The sequence below is a fragment of the Streptomyces sp. NPDC091271 genome (genome assembly GCF_044757505.1).
GTDB lineage: Bacteria > Actinomycetota > Actinomycetes > Streptomycetales > Streptomycetaceae > Streptomyces.
In genome coordinates, this window is sequence record NZ_JBIVVD010000007.1 from 85,282 (window position 1) to 101,414 (window position 16,133).

Genomic DNA, 16,133 nt, shown 5'->3' on the forward strand with positions numbered 1-16,133 from the left:
GCAGCGTCCGGCGACCTCGTCACGCCCTCCGGACCCGCCCCGCGATGCGTCTGCCGAGGCGCCCCAGGGAGCGGGGCGGCCGGTTCCAGGTGCGGAACGCTTCGAGGGTGCGGCTGCTTCCCTCGCGTTCCACGGCCTCCTCCACCGCCGCGAGCCCCTCGGGGGACAGGGCGCGTACCGCGGGGCGCAGCACCTCGTCGAGCAGCGCGGTCCGGGCCCGGGCCCAGCCGGCGCCCGCGTGCGGGTGGGCGTTCCACACGGTGAAGCAGTCCGCCACGTACGCGGGATCCGCCCGCAGCAGCGCCAGGACCGGATCGCGGCGGGCCGCCCTGCCGTACGCCGCGATCAGCTCCTCGTCCCCGCTGTGCACGAACGCGTACAGCTCGTCCCCGGGCCGGGCCGGAGCGAGCAGCCGCTCGGCCAGGGCGCCCAGGGCGTGCTCCAGGGCCAGGGGCTCCGCCGGTTCGGCCTGGCCACGCAGCACCCGTATCCGGTCCGTCCAGCCGGGCTCCGCCGTTCCCGAGCGCATGTCGCGCGCGAAGTCCAGCAGCATCAGGCAGCCGCGTGCCCCGGCGCCGATCTCCTGCGGGAAGCCGCGCAGCAGGTCGTGGGCGAGCTCGGGAGCGTCCTCGTCGCCGACGGGCGCGGAAAGCGCGGCGTCGACCAGGAGCGCCCAGGTGCCGGCCGTCCGGTGGGCGTCGGACGTGGTCTCGCCCAGCAGCGACCGGGCCTCGCCCGCCGTCGGGGTGGCCTCGCCCCACACCAGGCCGACGGCTGTCCGCAGCACCAGCGGCTCGGCGAACGGGGACATGCCCGCCGCGCGCAACACCGTGTGCAGGGCCCCCACCCGGTCGGCGCCCCGTGCCTTCGCCCCGGGTGCCTCGGCGCACATCCGCAGATGCGGCAGCGCCTGGGTCCCGGTGAACGGCAGGGCCACCCGGACCAGCAGCCGTTCCGTGTCAGCCGGGCGGTCCGGGGCGAGCCGGTCCAGCTCACCCAGGAGCGCCGTACGGACGTCGAACTGCTCGTCCAGCAGGTCCGGCAGCGCGCGGCACGCGCCCGCCTCGGGGTCGTCGAGCAGTGCGCGCGCCAGTCGGCCCACCACGCCGGGAAGCAGTTCCGCGCGGTCGACGCCGAGCAGCCGGGCGATCCGCAGCAGCTGGACGGTCCTGGCGACGCCCCCCGGCGACGCGGCGGAGAGCTCGGCCAGCAGCTCGTCGCCGAGCTCCTCGACCAGTTCGGCGAGCGCACGCTCCCCCGCGGACTCCTCGAACGCCGAGCGCGCGGGTGGCTCCAGGTCCACGTCGCCGCCCCGCACCGCCTCCGTCACCAGCAGCGCGGCCAGCGGCGCGGTGACGGCGGCGGGGCAGCGGCCGTCGAGCGCCGTCAGCAGCCGGAGCGCCGCCGCGCACTCGGCGGCCGTACGGTCGTCGGCGGGCGCGGTCAGGGCGTCGGTCAGCTGGCGGGTCCGCTTCTCGTCCAGCGCGTAGGGCCGCTCGGCCGCCCAGTCGGCCGCCGCCGCCCGCTCGTCGGACCCGAGCGCGATGCCGGCGCCGAGCGCGGTGACGGCGAGCGGCCCGGCGGCGAACGGTTCACCCGGCAGCTCCGCAGCCTCCCGGAAGAGCTCGGGGGACCGGCTCCGCCAGATCCGGGCGGCAGTCCCCGCCCACGCGTCGTCCATCGCCCCGGAAGGGCGCGGACCGGAGGCGGTGTGCACGCGGAAGCGGGGGTCGCTGAGGTCGGGCGCGTCCTCGGGAAGGACACCGATGACCTGGTGCGTGGCGAGTCCGGGGTGCCGGGTGTACGTGGTGAAGGTCAGCCGTTCGGCGTGCTCCGGGGGCAGCACGGCGGTGGCCAGCGCGACCCACCGGGCCACGTCCGCGCTCTGCCGCTCCACGAGCACGACCGGCGGCGCGGACGGGTCCTCGCTCACCCGGCGCAGATCGCTGAGCACGGCGGCGAGCCACGGGCTGCGGGCCACGGCGAAGTCGCCGAGGCCTTCCCGGGTGAGCCCCCGCGAAGGGCCGTGCGCGGTGAGCATGGAGGTCAGGGGATCGGGCGGCATGCGGTCCGGCGGCGCGGAGAGCCACCCCGCGGCCCCCCAGGCGGCGACCGGCGGCACCCGGCCGGGTATCGGCGTACCGGGCAGGAGATGTACGGCGTGGGCGTGGAACCCGCCCGTGCCCGTGGCCACCGTACGGCTGAGCAGATGGCTGCCGTCGGAGAGCAGGGCGAAGCCGAACGCCACGGGCAGCGCGCGGAGTCCGGCATCGGGGAGCCGCTCGGGAGTGCCCGCCGGAGCGTCGTACGCCAGGATCGGCGCGGCCTCCGCGCGCACCGGCCCGGGTATCGCGGGGTCCACGGCGGTGAACCGGCCGGAGGGCGCCCCGCCCCCGGCCACGACGGAGGTGTAGTGCAACTGCGGGAGGCTCATGCGTAGGCCCTCATCGTCCCTGCCACGTGCGTCCCCGTCACACGCACCGGCCGCCGCTCGCCGCCCTGTCGGTGCGGCCCGGCCCGGCGGAGCGACGACCCCGGCGGGGAGCTTTCCGTAGTCGTGCGGGCGACGCTATCAAGCCCTGACGCCCCGTTGGGACCCCATGGAGGGGGCGGAGGCCCTAGGTTGACCGTATGACCGAGGTGACGCTTTCCGCGGGAGTGGTGGAGTACGAGGACACCGGTGGCGACGGGCCCGTGGTGGTCCTGCTGCACGGAGTAGCGATGAACGGTTCGCTCTGGCGCCACGTCGTCGACGGTCTGCGCTCCGACTACAGGTGCGTCGTGCCCACGCTGCCGCTGGGAGCCCACCGCAGGCCGATGCGCCCGGACGCCGATCTGACGGTGCTCGGAGTCGCCCACCTGGTGGCGGAGTTCCTGGAGAAGCTGGACCTCCGGGACGTCACCCTGGTGATGAACGACTGGGGCGGGGCGCAGGCCCTCGTCGCGGACGGCCGGGACCAGCGGATCGGCAGGCTGGTGATCACTTCCTGCGAGGCGTTCGACAACTTCCCGCCCGGCCTGCCGGGCCGGAATCTTTACGCCGCGGCCAAGGCGCCCGGTGGGCTGCGGTTCGCCTTCGCCCTGCTGAAGTCGAAGCGGATGCGCCGGCTCCCCCTGACATGGGGATGGATGAGCAAACGGCCGGTACCGCACGACGTGATGGACGAGTGGTTCCGGCCGCTGTGGACCTCCGCCGCGATCCGGCGGGACCTGCGGGCGTACGTACTCGGGGTGCCGCCCAAGGACGAGCTCCTCGCCTGGGCGGAAGCGCTGCGCACGTTCGACCGACCCGCGCTCGTCGTCTGGGCGACGGAGGACAAGGTCATGCCGATCGCCCACGGCCGGAGGCTGGCCGAGATACTGCCCAAGGGCGAATTCGTGGAGATCGCCGACAGCTTCACGCTCATCCCCGAGGACCAGCCGCAGCGGCTGAGCGAGGCCGTCAAGGCGTTCGTGCCGCTGTCCTGAACGCGCCCCGGCCGGGTGCGAGAAGCGCGGACACGCGCTTCACACCCCCGGCCGGGGGTGGATGGCAGGGGCCTCAGCTCGCCACCGCCCCGGTGCGACTGCGCATCCCGAACCCCGCAAGCAGCGCGCCGGCGGCACACAGGACCGCGGTGACGACCACCGCGGCGTGCATGCCGTTCACGAAGGCGTTGCCGCTGCCCTCGATCACGGCGGCCCTCAGTTGGGCCGGCATGTCGGCGGAGACCGGCGAAACACCCATGGACACGGCGTCCTTGGCGCCTTCGAAGCCGGTCGCCGCCTCGGGCGGCACACCGGCGGAGGTCAGCTCGCCCGTCAGCGTCGAACCCACCTTGCCGCTGATCAGGGAGACCAGCACGGACGTGCCGAGCGCACCTCCGATCTGCAGCGAGGTGGCCTGGAGCCCACCCGCGACGCCGCCGTCCTTCCGCGGGGCGTTGCCCACGATGGCGTCGGAGGACGCGGACATCACCATGCCGACGCCCAGACCGATGGCGAGGAACGGCGGCCACATCGCGGTGAACGCCGAATCCGCGTCCCAGGTCAGCATCCACAGCGAGGCCGCCGCCTGGAGGACCATGCCGGCCGGCATGGTCACCCGCGGGCCGAAGCGCTGGGTCAGCGCGGCGCCGAGCGGTGCCGCCACCACGGTGGCCAGGCTGAACGGCAGGGTGCGGACACCGGCCTCGACCGGGGTGAAGCCGCGCACGTTCTGCAGGTACAGCATCACGAAGAAGATCACACCGAGCATCACGAAGAAGTTGATCGCGGTGACGATCGTGCCGATGGTCAGCGAACGGTTGCGGAAGAGGCGCATCGGCAGCAACGGGTGCTCCTGGCGGGTCTCGTACCAGCAGAAGACGGCCAGCACGGCCAGGCCCGCGACGATCGACCCCAGCGTTCCACCGGAGGTCCAGCCCCAGGTCTCCCCCTTGACGACGCCGAAGATCAGGGCGACCAGACCGACGGCGAGCAGGAGCACGCCGGGTACGTCGAAGCGGTGGTACCCCGTGGAGTCCTTGCTCCTGGGGAGGACGAACAGGCTGAACGCCAGCGCGAAGACGCCGATGGGGGCGTTGATGTAGAAGACCGACTCCCAGTTGACGTGCTCGATGAGCAGTCCGCCGACGATCGGGCCGAGAGCGGTGGAGCAGGAGGCCACCATGGCCCACAGGCCCACGGCCATGCCGAACTTCCGGGGCGGGAACACCGCGCGCAGGAGGCCGAGGGTGTTGGGGATCAACAGGGCGGCGAAAAGACCCTGGACCGCCCGGAAGGTGATGACGCCCTCGATCGAACCGGAGAGGGCGATCGCGACCGAGGCCAGTGTGAAGCCGACGGTGCCCGTCATGTAGACCGTGTGCCGCCCGAAACGGTCACCGAGCTTTCCGCCCAGGATCAGCAGGGCGGCCATGGCGATCAGATAGGCGTTGGTGACCCACTGCAGATCGGCCGTGGACGCGCCGAGGTCCCGGCCGATCTCGGGGTTGGCGATCGCGACGACGGAGGAGTCGAGGTTGACCATGAACAGACCGATGGCCACGGCGATCAGAGTCAGCCAGGGGTTGGTACGCCTGCTCCGGGGCGCGTCGGGCGGACTGCTCTCGGGCAGGGCGGAGGTGTCCACGGTGGTGGAGGACATGCGGAAGCCTTGTCTGTGGAACTCGGTACGGAGGAAGGGGACTTCGGGACAGCGGAAGGCGCGCCCCGGCTACGACGGCCGCGCCGGGGGAACCGGTCACGGCCGGGCCCGGTGACGGAGTCAGCCGAGGGGGGAGTGGAGGCCCCGGTTCAATGAGGTCAGTGCGCCCAGGGCGGCACCGAGAGCGTCGAGCTCCCCCTCGGTGAGGGTGCGCAGCGCGCCTGCCAGATGGGCTTCCTTGAGCCCCCGCGCCTCGGCGAGCCGCTCCCGGGCCGTGGACGTCGGGTGCAGATGGGCGACCCGCTTGTCGGCCCCGTCCTGCCGGCGTTCCAGCAGCCCCCGGTCGGTGAGCTGGGAGACGAGGGCGCTGACGTTGTTCGGCTTCATCAGCAGGGCTTCGGCCGCATCCCTGACGGTGATCCCTTCGCGCTCCTCGACGAGGAACAGCAGAGCCAACTGGCCGTCAGGGAGCCGTGGATGCGGGAAATCGCGTGCGACCTGCCGCTCCAGACCCCGGTGCAGCGCAGGCAGGGACGCCACGAGCGCGGAGGCTACGTGGTCGAGGTCCTGGTCGGGCGCGGTGGGGTCGGGCACGCCCACAGCATAGGTACCGGAACATAGCTATGTCAACATACCTAAATGTGGGGCGGTCCACCGGGTGGTATATGTGCCGTGAAGAGAGCCCCGAGGCGCCGCGCACGCGGTCGAGAGAAGGACCGTGGACAAGCCGACGCACTTGATCGAATTCGAGGCGATGCTGCTCGGGCGGCACCTCCAGCCGGGCGCGTCCCGGTCGAGGAGCGGCGGCGGACACCTCGACCGCAGCGCGTACACCTTGCTGAGCCGGATCCGTATGGAAGGCCCGATGTCCATCGGACAGCTCAGCGACGCCTTCGGCCTCGACGCCTCCACCCTGAACCGGCAGACCGCCGCCATGCTGCGGGCCGGCCTGGTCGAACGCATCCCGGACCCCGACGGGGGCATCGCCCGCAAGTTCCGCATCACCGGTGCGGGTGAAGACAGCCTCGACGCGGAGCGTGCGGGGAACATCAGCGGTCTGGAGCGGGTCATGGCCGACTGGTCGCCCGACGAGGTCGCGACCTTCGCCGCGTACCTCAAGCGCTTCAACGGCGACATCGAGAACCTCGACGGACGGCCCTGGCCCCGGCCCTGCGTGAAGCGCAGCTGCGGCGGCGCTTAAGAAATCCTCGATGGACCTGCGGTCCGGCGTGCGGCATGGTCTCTGTGACGGCAGCAAGCGGCGGATGACGCGCTCACCTGCTCCGTCCGCCCCCCCCAGCCACCCCGGGCCGCAGGCCGCCTTCGGCATGCCCCCTGCCCGGGGTGTTCACCAGGTACCAGGTACAGGGAGCCGCAGCTGTGAAGGCACTCGTGAAGCACAAGGCCGAGCCCGGACTGTGGCTGATGGACGTGCCGGAGCCGGAGACCGGCCCCGGGGACGTGCTGATCAAGGTGCTGCGCACCGGGATCTGCGGCACCGACCTGCACATCCGCGACTACGACGGCTGGGCGCAGCAGGCCGTGCGCACCCCGCTCGTCCTGGGCCACGAGTTCGTCGGCGAGGTCGCCGGAATCGGCGCGGACGTCGTCGACATCAAGATCGGCGACCTGGTCAGCGGCGAGGGCCACCTGGTCTGCGGGAAGTGCCGCAACTGTCTCGCCGGGCGCCGGCACCTGTGCCGCTCCACCCTCGGGCTCGGGGTCGGCCGCGACGGGGCGTTCGCCGAATACCTGGCGCTGCCCGCGTCGAACGTATGGGTCCACCGGGACAAGGTCGACCTCGACATCGCCGCGATCTTCGACCCGTTCGGCAACGCCGTGCACACCGCGCTCTCCTTCCCCCTGGTCGGCGAGGACGTGCTGATCACCGGCGCCGGCCCGATCGGCATCATGGCCGCCGCCGTCGCCCGCCACGCGGGCGCCCGCAACGTCGTCATCACCGACGTCAGCGAGGCGCGGCTCGACCTGGCCAGGAAGGTCGGGGTGGACCTCGCCCTGAACGTCGGCGGAGCGACCGTCGCCGACGGCCAGCGCACCCTCGGACTGCGTGAGGGCTTCGACATCGGCCTGGAGATGTCCGGACGACCCGAGGCCATGCGGGACATGATCGCGAACATGACGCACGGCGGCCGGATCGCGATGCTCGGACTGCCGTCCGCCGAGTTCCCCGTCGACTGGTCCCGCGTCGTCACCTCGATGCTCACCATCAAGGGCATCTACGGCCGCGAGATGTACGAGACCTGGTACGCCATGTCCGTACTCCTGGAGGGCGGGCTCGACCTCGCCCCCGTCATCACCGGCCGGTACGGCTACCGCGACTTCGAAGCCGCCTTCGACGACGCCGCGAGCGGACTCGGCGGCAAGGTCCTGCTCGACTGGGCCGCCTGACGCTCCTCGTACGCACCCGTATCCACCTGGGAGACACCCCTGATGTTCGATTCCGTACGCGATGACCTGCGCACCACCCTCGACGAGATCCGCGACGCCGGACTCCAGAAGCCCGAGCGCGTCATCGGCACCCCGCAGTCCGCCACCGTCGCCGTCACCTCCGGGGGCCGCGCCGGTGAGGTGCTCAACTTCTGCGCCAACAACTACCTGGGCCTCGCCGACCACCCCGAGGTCGTCGCCGCGGCCCACGAGGCGCTGGACCGCTGGGGCTACGGGCTCGCGTCCGTCCGCTTCATCTGCGGCACCCAGGAGGTGCACAAGGAGCTGGAGCAGCGGCTCTCCGCCTTCCTCGGGCAGGAGGACACGATCCTCTACTCCTCCTGCTTCGACGCCAACGGCGGAGTCTTCGAGACCCTTCTCGGCCCCGAGGACGCGGTGATCTCCGACGCCCTCAACCACGCCTCCATCATCGACGGCATCCGGCTCTCCAAGGCGAAGCGCTACCGCTACGCCAACCGCGACATGGCCGACCTGGAGCAGCAGCTCAAGGAGGCGTCCGGGGCCCGGCGGCGCCTCGTCGTCACCGACGGCGTCTTCTCCATGGACGGGTACGTCGCCCCGCTCGCGGAGATCTGCGACCTGGCCGACCGCTACGGCGCCATGGTCATGGTCGACGACTCGCACGCAGTCGGTTTCGTCGGCGCCGGCGGCCGGGGCACCCCCGAGCTGCACGGCGTCATGGACCGCGTCGACATCATCACCGGCACGCTCGGCAAGGCGCTGGGCGGCGCGTCCGGCGGTTACGTCGCGGCGCGCGCCGAGATCGTCGCGCTGCTGCGCCAGCGCTCGCGCCCGTACCTCTTCTCCAACTCCCTCGCCCCGGTCATCGCCGCAGCCTCTCTCAAGGTCATCGACCTGCTGGAGTCCGCGGGGGACCTGCGCGAGCGGCTGAACGCCAACACCGCGCTCTTCCGCTCCCGGATGACCGAGGAGGGCTTCGACATCCTGCCCGGCGACCACGCCATCGCCCCCGTCATGATCGGGGACGCGGCGAAGGCAGGCCGGATGGCTGAGCTCCTCCTCGAACGCGGTGTGTACGTGATCGGGTTCTCGTACCCGGTGGTCCCGCAGGGGGCCGCGCGCATCCGCGTCCAGCTCTCCGCAGCCCACTCCACCGACGACGTCAACCGCGCCGTGGACGCGTTCGTCGACGCCCGGGCCGCCCTGGAGGCGTAGAACCGTCTCACGATCTGGGATCATGGGCGCATGATCGATGCACGGCGGCTGCGCATCCTCCGTGCGGTGGCGGACCACCGCACGGTGACGGCCGCGGCCGCCGCGCTGTATCTGACCCCCTCCGCGGTCTCCCAGCAGCTCGCCGCCCTGGAGCAGGAGACCGGCCACCGGCTGGTCGAGCGCGGGGCGCGGGGGGCCCGGCTGACCGTGGCGGGGGAGATCCTGCTGACCCACGCCAACGCGGTGCTCGCCCAGCTGGAGCGGGCGGAGGCGGAGCTCGCCGACTACAGCGCGGGTGTCGCGGGGACGGTCACCGTCGCCGCGTTCGCCACGGGGATCGGGCTCGTCCTCGCCCCCGCGATCGCCGAGCTCACCCGCACGGCCCCAGGCATCCGGGTCCGGGTGCAGGACGCCGAGGGCGACGCCAGCGTGCCCATGGTGCTGGACCGGCAGGTCGATGTGGCGGTCGCCGTCGAATACCGGGGCGCGCCCGGTGACGACGACCGGCGGCTGACCCGGGTGCCGCTGTACTCCGAACCCTTCGACGCGGTGCTGCCGGTCGGCCACCGTCTCGCGGGCAAGGACCACGTCGCCGTCGCCGATCTCGCCAAGGACGTGTGGATCGGCCCGTACCCCGGTAACCCCTGCCACGACGTGGTGGTCCTGGCCTGCGAGTACGCCGGCTTCGAGCCCCAGCTGGAGCACTCGTCGGACGACTTCCACGCCGTCGTCGCCTTGGCCGGTGCGGGTGCCGGGGTGGCGCTCGTGCCCCGCTCGGCGCTGCGCGGCACGGAGCTAGGCCGCGTCGTCGTACGGCCTGTGGAGGGCGCCGCTCCGACCCGGCGGGTCTTCGCCGCCGTACGGCAGGGGGCCGAGGGGCACCCCCTGATCAAGCCGGTCCTGGAAGCACTGCGCGCGGCGGCCGGGCCGGCCTAGGGTCTCTCGCTCGGACCATGCCGGGCTCGCGTGCCCTGGCGCCGCGCCTCGCAGCGTTGTCGTCAGTCCTTGGGTCAGCCGACACGACCGACCCGGGAAAAGGCGCTGCTGTCCAGATGCGCGAGGAGATCGGCCGGGTTGCGGTACACCTCACCGGCCCCGGCCTCCACCAGCTCCTGTCGGGCGATACCGCCCGACAGGAGTGCCACGGCCGTCACGGACGCGCCGGTCGCGGCTTCCATGTCCCAGACCGAGTCACCCACGTACACCGTCTCCTCGCTCGTCCCACCGGCAAGCTCCATCGCGTGCCGGATCGGTGCGGGGGACGGCTTCCCCTCGTCCACATCGTCCGCACTGGCCGTGTCGGTGATGACGTCGTCGGCGTCCAGCACGCGCCGCAGAGCCTTGAGCTCCGGACCGGACGCAGAGGTGGCGAGAACCACCTTCCACCCCCGAGCCGCCAGCGCCCGCAGCAGGTCAGCCGCTCCGTCCACCGCGACCAGCCGCTCGAAGTACGTCGCGTACAGCGCTGAGTGGGTGCTGCTGATCAGCTCGTCCCGTTCGCTGTCCCGCCCAGCTCCGAGAAGGTGCTCGATCAGATCGGCGGAGCCCAGGCCGATGGCCCGGTGCACCGCGGTCATGGGCACCGTGTGCCCGGCTTGTCGAAAGGCCTCCCACCAGGCTGTTACGTGGAGGTAGTTGGTGTCCACGAGCGTTCCATCCACATCGAACAGGGCGGCGCGAACCATGACACTCCTTCTGGTGGGCCGGGGCCACCGGCTCCGTGAGGTTTCGGCGTGACCGCCGGGGCTTCCTCCGGACTCTTCCCGGGATCAACGAATGCAGTCCGTGGTGTGCCGCGGCGGCCGGCGCGCAGATGGTCCGGTCAGTGGGAGTGAGGCTCCGAGGGGCCGGTGTCCCCCATGCCCCTGCGATCCTGGTCCGTCCACTTGCTGGTGTCCCGGGGCGTGACATACGGCTCCTCCCTCTGCGGATGGCCGCCGATGACGGCCCGCTCACGAGCCGACTCCGCATCGAACTCGAGACCGAGCAGAATCGCCAGGTTCGTGATCCACAGCCAGACGAGAAAGATGATCACGCCGGCCAAGGCACCGTAAGTCTTGTTGTACGACCCGAAATTCGCGATGTAGAAGGCGAAGGCCGCCGACGCGACCATCCAGATCACCAGCGCCAGCAGGCTGCCCAGCGACACGAACTTGAAGCCCCGCCCTTTGGCGTTCGGCGCCGCCCAGTAGAGCATCGCCAGCAGCATGGTCACCAGCACCACCAGGACGGGCCATTTCGCGATCGACCAGACGGTCATTGCTGTGTCACCAATGCCCAGCGCGGTACCGAGCCTTCGCGCGAGGTCACCCGAGAGAATGACGATCAGCGCACTCGCGCAGGCCAGCACCATCAGCGCCAAGGTCAACCCGACCCGGACCGGGAGCACCTTCCAGGCCGGCCGCCCCTCGGGCACGTCGTACACGGCGTTGGACGTCCGGATGAACGCCGCCACGTAGCCGGACGCGGACCACAGTGCGGCCAGCAGTCCCACGATCGCCATGACCAACCCGGTCCCGCTGCTGGACTGCAACTGGGTCACCGCGTTCCTGAGGACGTCGCGCGCCGCCCCGGGAGCAAGCTTCTGAATGTTGTCCAGCACGGTCCGGGTGTTCGACTCACCCGCGATCCCGAGCAGGGAGACAAGAACCAGCAGCGCCGGGAACAGCGCCAGGATTCCGTAATAGGTCAGTGCCGCCGCCCGATCGGTGAGCTCATCCCGCTTGAACTCCTTGAGCGTGCGTCGTAGCACTGCTCCCCACGACGCTTTACCGACCTTCGTGGGCGTGTCCGGTGCATCACGCTCCACCTCCGGGTCCGGGCCGGCACCCCCACCCTCGCGCGGCCCGGTGCTGTCCCCGCTGTTCTGTTCGTTCGGCATGTGGATCAGACAATCCCAGGCGCGCCCGCCGCGCGACCGCACAGCGGGCCCATGCCTCCAGGCGGACCAGCCGCCGGGTGGCCCTACCGGTACCGCTCCGGGAGGGGGGCGCCGGTGGGGGCGTGGTGGGGCCGGGCTCCCCGCGAGTGCTGGGCGGTCTGCGGGTAGCCGGTGTGGAACGCCGGAGCGAGGGTTCGCGAGGGTACGTCGGAGTGCTTGCTCCCGTGCTGCTGGTGTGTGCCGTACACGACCAGAGCCCAGGCCAGGCAGGCGAACGCCGCCGTGTGCAGGAGTGCGCGGACGATGTTCCAGGTGACCCACTTGTTCTCGAAGTCCGCGCGGACCGTCGCCAGGTGTCCGGCGTGGCCGGGATCACCGGCACGCGCGAGCTCGTCGTTCAGGGGGACGTTGACGCCACCGGTGACGGCGAAGGCCACCAGGTACAGCACCAGTGCGGCGATCAGCCAGGCCAGTGCGGGACGGCCTTGGCCACGCCAGGCCAGGACGACGGCCAGGCCGAGGAGAGGGATCGCCCCCATGAACGGGAGCATGAAGACCGGGTTGAGGATCGCCTTGTTGATGCCCTGCATCGCCTCGACGAGGGTGCGGTCGGACGAGCGGGCCAGGCCGGGCATGACCGCGTAGGCGAAGGCGGCGAACAGTCCGGCCATGAGCCCGGCGGAGAGAGTGGCGGCGAGTAACACGCCCGTCTGAAGGTGCCTCATACTGCGTCCTCCTGGTTCCAGATCGCTTCGACGACCACGTCGCCACGGCTCAACACTCGGCCGCGGGTCGGTCATCGGCAACGGCGGTTCCCGCAGGGCGCGTTAACCTGGCGGTTAACGCGGGAACGAGGAGCGGCACCGAGACCGGGGGCAAGATGGAGATCAGGGACATCGAGATCTTCCTGACGCTCGCTCAGGAGCTGCACTTCGGCCGGACCGCCGAACGGCTGCACGTGTCCCCGGCGCGAGTCAGCCAGGCGATCAAGAAGCAGGAGCGGCGCATAGGCGGCGCGCTCTTCGAGCGCACCAGCCACCACGTCCACCTCACCCCACTCGGCCGGCAGCTCCACGACGACCTGCTGCCGGTGCAACGCGGTCTGCAGCAGAGCCTGGAGAGGGCCGCGCTGGCCGCGAAGGGGAAGACGGAGGTGCTGCGCCTGGGCATGATGTCCAGCAACAGCGAGGATCTGCGGCCCGCCCTCACCGCGTTCGCGTCGCGCCGTCCCGGCTGCACCGTGCAGATTCGCGCCGTGGGTTACGACGACCCGTTCTCCGCCCTGCGCCGAGGCACGGTCGACGTCCTGCTCGCCTGGCTCCCCATCCGGGAACCGGACCTCACCGTGGGACCCGTCGTCTACACCGAGCCCGTCGTGCTGTGCGTGTCCTCCACGCACCGGCTGGCCACCCGTACCTCCGTCTCCTACGAGGACCTCGCCGACGAAGCCGTTCTGACCGGCGCGGCCCCGGACTACTGGCGCGAGGCGCTGGTCCCCACCCGCACCCCCAGCGGACGGCCGATCGCCAAGGGGCCCGCCGCGGTCGACGGCATGCAGCTGCTCGCCATAGTCGCCAGTGGGGAAGCGGTCTGCCCCGCGCACGCGCACGCGCTGCGTTACTACGCCCGGCCGGACATCGCCTACATTCCCGTCCACGACGCCCCACTCGGCCGCTGGGCACTGTGCTGGCGCACCAGCAGTGAGACCGACTCGATCCGCGATCTGGCCGAAGTCGTCGAGGAAACCGGCCCGTTGACCCTTTGAGCGCCCCGCGGCACCGGCAGCCTCGCTGTAGTCGCCCGCAGGGCACCGGCCGCCGCCTCACGCCGGCTGCAGCAGGTCCCACCGGTTGCCGTAGAGGTCCTCGAACACCGCGACGGAGCCGTACGTCTCGTGCCTCGGCTCCTCCAGGAAGCGGACCCCGGCGGCCCGCATCCGCTCGTGATCACGCGCGAAGTCCTCCGTGTGCAGGAAGAAGCCGACCCGCCCGCCCGTCTGCGCACCGACGCTCGCGAGCTGGGCCTCGTCCTTGGCGCGCGCGAGCAGCAGCCCGGTGCCCGTGGTGCCACGCGGCCGCACGACGACCCAGCGGGAGCCGTCACCCCGGTCCGTGTCCTCCACCAGCTCGAACCCGAGGGCGCCGGTGTAGAAGGAGAGGGCCTCGTCGTAGTCGCGGACGACCAGCGTGACCAGGGCGATGAAAGACATGGGGACCTCGTCCTCGACGTACGGACACTGTGTGAGTTATACGTAACACTAACGCGGCCCGGGCCCGTGCGGGGACAATGCCCGCCATGGACACGATCGACCTCGCCACGCTGGCGGACCGCGCCCGGGGCCTCGCCGCCGGGGGCCGTCGCCGCGTCCTCGGCATCGCGGGTGCGCCCGGAGCCGGAAAGTCCACGCTGGCCGCCCGGATCGTCGAACGGCTCGAAGGCCGTGCGGTCCTCGTCCCGATGGACGGCTTCCACCTGGCGGGGGCGGAGCTGGAACGTCTCGGCCGGGCCGGACGCAAGGGCGCCCCCGACACCTTCGACGCCGCCGGGTACGCCGCCCTGCTCCGGCGGCTGCGCGACCCCGACGGCCAGGACCCGGTGTACGCGCCCGCCTTCGACCGGGCGCTGGAGGAGCCGGTGGCCGGGTCCGTGCGTGTTCCGGCGGACATCCCGCTCGTCGTGACCGAGGGCAACTACCTGCTGCTGGACGAAGGACCCTGGGCGCCGGTGCGCGGACTGCTGGACGAGGTGTGGTTCCTCGACTCCGATCCGGGGCTGCGGGTGCGCAGGCTCGTGGACCGGCACGTCCGCTTCGGGAAGCCGCGCGCCTGTGCCGAGCGCTGGGTCGCCGGATCCGACGAGCGCAACGCCCGGCTGGTCGAGCGCCACCGAGACCGGGCCGACCTCGTCGTGCGGCTTCGCTGAGCGGGGCGCGGCAGGGCGCATTGTGCCGCCCCGCCCCGGCCCCGCGCGGCCATGGGTCGCTACGCGCTAAGGGCTGTCCCGTAATCCCTGGTGGATCAGCGCATGGCGTCAGATGCGGTGCATCGCAAGGCGGAGGGGCGTTCGCATACTGGATGTATTCGGGCGTTCCGACAACGCAGCGAGGTGCCGTAGCTGTCGTCGTGCGCCCGCCAGGGATTACGGGACAGCCCTTAGCCGGCGTCGCGCGGCGACAGCCGCCGTGTGATCCGGTCGAACAGCTCCGTAAGCGGCTCGCCGACATCCCGGCCGAACTCGGTCAGCCCGTAGGTGACCTGGGGCGGCGTCGTCGGCTCGACCTCCCGCCAGACCAGACCGTCCTGGACCAGTGCCCGCAGAGTCTGGGCGAGCATCTTCTCGCTGATACCCCGGATGCTCTCGCGCAGCTCGTAGAACCGCAGGCTGTTGCTCCGCAAAGAGATCAGCACCCAGATGCCCCACCTGCTGGTCACATGGTCGACCACATCGCGCGCGGGGCAGTCCGTGTGAAACACGTCATACCGCTCGCCCGTCTCGACCCGCCTGCGCTGGACACCTTCCACCATGTCATGAGCTTACCCTGAGGTACGTCCTTACCAAAAGTTAGCTCATGCTCCTACCGTCAAGCCCACAGAAGGCATCTGACAAGGAGCTGAACATGATCGTAGTGACCGGGGCCACCGGAAACATCGGCCGTCCGTTGACGCAGGCCCTGGCCGAGGCGGGCCGGCAGGTGACGGCGGTGTCGCGGCACGCGGCGGCGGTGCCGAACGGCGTCCGCCACGTGGTGGCCGACCTTGCCGAGCCGGCCGGCCTCAAGCCCGCGCTGGCCGGGGCGGAGCAGCTGTTCCTGCTGCTCTCCGGCGACCTGCACGCCACGGGGGCCAACCCTGCCGACATCATCGGCGACGCCGCGGCCGCCGGGGTCCGCCGGGTCGTCCTGCTCTCCACGCTGGGCGTGGTGACCAGGCCCTCGGGCGGAACGCGGATCGCTATGCGCGCACTGGAGGACACGCTGCGGGAGTCCGGCCTGGAGTGGGTCATCCTGCGGCCGGGCGGCTTCGCCTCCAACGCCCTGTGGTGGGCCGAGTCCGTCCGCACCCAGCAGGTGGTCGCCGCGCCCTTCGGTGACGTCGGCGTGCCGATCATCGACCCGGCGGACATCGCCGCGGTCGCGGCGGCCTGTCTGCTGGACGACCGGCACACCGGCGGCGTCTACGAGCTGACCGGCCCGGAGGTGATCACTCCGCGCGGGCAGACGGAGGCGATCGCCACCGCGCTGGGCTCACCTCTGCGGTTTCACGAGCTCACCCGCGACGAGGCCAGGACCGCCATGGCCCGGAGCATGCCGGCGGAGCTCGCCGACGACACCCTGGACATCCTCGGCTCTCCGAACCCGGCCGAGCTGCGCGTCAGCCCGGATGTCCAGCGGGTCCTCGGCCGCGCGCCGCGCCCCTTCACCGACTGGGCCGTCCGCAACGCCGACGCGTTCCGCTGAGGCATGTGCATCGGCACGGCCGG

General features: G+C 71.7%; 16 protein-coding genes. 8 read left to right on the forward strand and 8 right to left on the reverse strand.

The features are described 5' to 3' along the window. Positions 1-19 precede the first annotated feature (19 nt). Positions 20-2,434, reverse strand: a complete 2,415-nt coding sequence (locus ACIQM3_RS27420; RefSeq protein ID WP_401628579.1) for a GTPase-associated protein 1-related protein — start codon at positions 2,432-2,434, stop codon at positions 20-22. A 197-nt stretch (positions 2,435-2,631) separates the two neighbouring features. Between ACIQM3_RS27420 and ACIQM3_RS27425 the strand changes: the two genes are divergently transcribed. Further along, a complete protein-coding gene (locus tag ACIQM3_RS27425) occupies positions 2,632-3,468 on the forward strand; it encodes an alpha/beta fold hydrolase (RefSeq protein WP_401628582.1) in 837 nt (278 codons plus the stop codon). A 73-nt stretch (positions 3,469-3,541) separates the two neighbouring features. Here ACIQM3_RS27425 and ACIQM3_RS27430 read toward each other — a convergent pair whose 3' ends face one another. Both ACIQM3_RS27430 and ACIQM3_RS27435 read right to left on the reverse strand, forming a co-directional pair. Continuing rightward, positions 3,542-5,128: an MFS transporter gene (locus ACIQM3_RS27430; RefSeq protein WP_401628585.1), complete on the reverse strand. Its 1,587-nt coding sequence runs from the start codon at positions 5,126-5,128 to the stop codon at positions 3,542-3,544. A gap of 120 nt (positions 5,129-5,248) precedes the next feature. After that, positions 5,249-5,722 (reverse strand): MarR family winged helix-turn-helix transcriptional regulator, encoded by a 474-nt coding sequence (locus ACIQM3_RS27435; RefSeq protein ID WP_401628588.1) that lies wholly within the window; start codon positions 5,720-5,722, stop codon positions 5,249-5,251. A gap of 124 nt (positions 5,723-5,846) precedes the next feature. Between ACIQM3_RS27435 and ACIQM3_RS27440 the strand changes: the two genes are divergently transcribed. The 4 genes from ACIQM3_RS27440 to ACIQM3_RS27455 all read left to right on the forward strand — a co-directional run bounded on the left by ACIQM3_RS27440 (position 5,847) and on the right by ACIQM3_RS27455 (position 9,709). Beyond that, entirely contained in the window at positions 5,847-6,329 is a 483-nt protein-coding gene (locus tag ACIQM3_RS27440; protein ID WP_401628590.1) for a MarR family winged helix-turn-helix transcriptional regulator, read from the forward strand. Positions 6,330-6,508: 179 nt separating this feature from the next. Next, positions 6,509-7,537 carry an L-threonine 3-dehydrogenase gene (gene tdh / locus ACIQM3_RS27445; RefSeq protein WP_401628593.1) on the forward strand — a complete coding sequence of 343 codons (1,029 nt, stop codon included), beginning with the start codon at positions 6,509-6,511 and terminating at the stop codon, positions 7,535-7,537. A gap of 42 nt (positions 7,538-7,579) precedes the next feature. Next, complete coding sequence (locus ACIQM3_RS27450; RefSeq protein ID WP_401628596.1) at positions 7,580-8,773, forward strand: glycine C-acetyltransferase; 1,194 nt, start codon at positions 7,580-7,582, stop codon at positions 8,771-8,773. Between the two features lie 30 nt (positions 8,774-8,803). Beyond that, complete coding sequence (locus ACIQM3_RS27455) at positions 8,804-9,709, forward strand: LysR family transcriptional regulator (RefSeq protein WP_401628599.1); 906 nt, start codon at positions 8,804-8,806, stop codon at positions 9,707-9,709. 74 nt (positions 9,710-9,783) lie between these two features. Here the strand turns inward: ACIQM3_RS27455 and ACIQM3_RS27460 are convergent, their stop codons facing one another. The 3 genes from ACIQM3_RS27460 to ACIQM3_RS27470 form a co-directional block, all read right to left on the reverse strand. Beyond that, positions 9,784-10,458 carry an HAD family hydrolase gene (locus ACIQM3_RS27460; RefSeq protein WP_401628602.1) on the reverse strand — a complete coding sequence of 225 codons (675 nt, stop codon included), beginning with the start codon at positions 10,456-10,458 and terminating at the stop codon, positions 9,784-9,786. 137 nt (positions 10,459-10,595) lie between these two features. Beyond that, positions 10,596-11,654 (reverse strand): YihY/virulence factor BrkB family protein, encoded by a 1,059-nt coding sequence (locus ACIQM3_RS27465; protein WP_401628605.1) that lies wholly within the window; start codon positions 11,652-11,654, stop codon positions 10,596-10,598. An 83-nt stretch (positions 11,655-11,737) separates the two neighbouring features. Next, the gene (locus ACIQM3_RS27470) at positions 11,738-12,379 is read right to left on the reverse strand and encodes a DUF1772 domain-containing protein (RefSeq protein ID WP_401628608.1); all 642 of its coding nucleotides are present in this window, start codon (positions 12,377-12,379) and stop codon (positions 11,738-11,740) included. Between the two features lie 155 nt (positions 12,380-12,534). Between ACIQM3_RS27470 and ACIQM3_RS27475 the strand changes: the two genes are divergently transcribed. Continuing rightward, positions 12,535-13,419: a LysR substrate-binding domain-containing protein gene (locus ACIQM3_RS27475; RefSeq protein WP_401628611.1), complete on the forward strand. Its 885-nt coding sequence runs from the start codon at positions 12,535-12,537 to the stop codon at positions 13,417-13,419. A 57-nt stretch (positions 13,420-13,476) separates the two neighbouring features. Here ACIQM3_RS27475 and ACIQM3_RS27480 read toward each other — a convergent pair whose 3' ends face one another. Further along, entirely contained in the window at positions 13,477-13,863 is a 387-nt protein-coding gene (locus tag ACIQM3_RS27480; RefSeq protein ID WP_401628614.1) for a VOC family protein, read from the reverse strand. An 86-nt stretch (positions 13,864-13,949) separates the two neighbouring features. On the opposite strand from ACIQM3_RS27480, the gene ACIQM3_RS27485 reads away from it, so the two are divergent. Beyond that, a complete protein-coding gene (locus ACIQM3_RS27485; RefSeq protein WP_401628616.1) occupies positions 13,950-14,576 on the forward strand; it encodes a nucleoside/nucleotide kinase family protein in 627 nt (208 codons plus the stop codon). A 230-nt stretch (positions 14,577-14,806) separates the two neighbouring features. Here the strand turns inward: ACIQM3_RS27485 and ACIQM3_RS27490 are convergent, their stop codons facing one another. Beyond that, on the reverse strand, positions 14,807-15,178 hold the full coding sequence (locus ACIQM3_RS27490; RefSeq protein ID WP_401628619.1) for a winged helix-turn-helix transcriptional regulator: 372 nt from the start codon (positions 15,176-15,178) through the stop codon (positions 14,807-14,809). Positions 15,179-15,270: 92 nt separating this feature from the next. On the opposite strand from ACIQM3_RS27490, the gene ACIQM3_RS27495 reads away from it, so the two are divergent. After that, on the forward strand, positions 15,271-16,110 hold the full coding sequence (locus tag ACIQM3_RS27495) for an SDR family oxidoreductase (RefSeq protein ID WP_401628622.1): 840 nt from the start codon (positions 15,271-15,273) through the stop codon (positions 16,108-16,110). Positions 16,111-16,133: the final 23 nt, after the last annotated feature.

Bases quoted from the DNA above. Each gene is read 5' to 3' on its own strand.
- ACIQM3_RS27490 (WP_401628619.1), bottom strand. From the start codon at position 15,178: ATGGTGGAAGGTGTCCAGCGCAGGCGGGTCGAGACGGGCGAGCGGTAT.
- ACIQM3_RS27460 (WP_401628602.1), bottom strand. From the start codon at position 10,458: ATGGTTCGCGCCGCCCTGTTCGATGTGGATGGAACGCTCGTGGACACC.
- ACIQM3_RS27485 (WP_401628616.1), top strand. From the start codon at position 13,950: ATGGACACGATCGACCTCGCCACGCTGGCGGACCGCGCCCGGGGCCTC.
- ACIQM3_RS27480 (WP_401628614.1), bottom strand. From the start codon at position 13,863: ATGTCTTTCATCGCCCTGGTCACGCTGGTCGTCCGCGACTACGACGAG.
- ACIQM3_RS27470 (WP_401628608.1), bottom strand. From the start codon at position 12,379: ATGAGGCACCTTCAGACGGGCGTGTTACTCGCCGCCACTCTCTCCGCC.
- ACIQM3_RS27455 (WP_401628599.1), top strand. From the start codon at position 8,804: ATGATCGATGCACGGCGGCTGCGCATCCTCCGTGCGGTGGCGGACCAC.
- ACIQM3_RS27450 (WP_401628596.1), top strand. From the start codon at position 7,580: ATGTTCGATTCCGTACGCGATGACCTGCGCACCACCCTCGACGAGATC.
- ACIQM3_RS27495 (WP_401628622.1), top strand. From the start codon at position 15,271: ATGATCGTAGTGACCGGGGCCACCGGAAACATCGGCCGTCCGTTGACG.
- ACIQM3_RS27430 (WP_401628585.1), bottom strand. From the start codon at position 5,128: ATGTCCTCCACCACCGTGGACACCTCCGCCCTGCCCGAGAGCAGTCCG.
- ACIQM3_RS27465 (WP_401628605.1), bottom strand. From the start codon at position 11,654: ATGCCGAACGAACAGAACAGCGGGGACAGCACCGGGCCGCGCGAGGGT.
- ACIQM3_RS27475 (WP_401628611.1), top strand. From the start codon at position 12,535: ATGGAGATCAGGGACATCGAGATCTTCCTGACGCTCGCTCAGGAGCTG.
- ACIQM3_RS27425 (WP_401628582.1), top strand. From the start codon at position 2,632: ATGACCGAGGTGACGCTTTCCGCGGGAGTGGTGGAGTACGAGGACACC.
- ACIQM3_RS27420 (WP_401628579.1), bottom strand. From the start codon at position 2,434: ATGAGCCTCCCGCAGTTGCACTACACCTCCGTCGTGGCCGGGGGCGGG.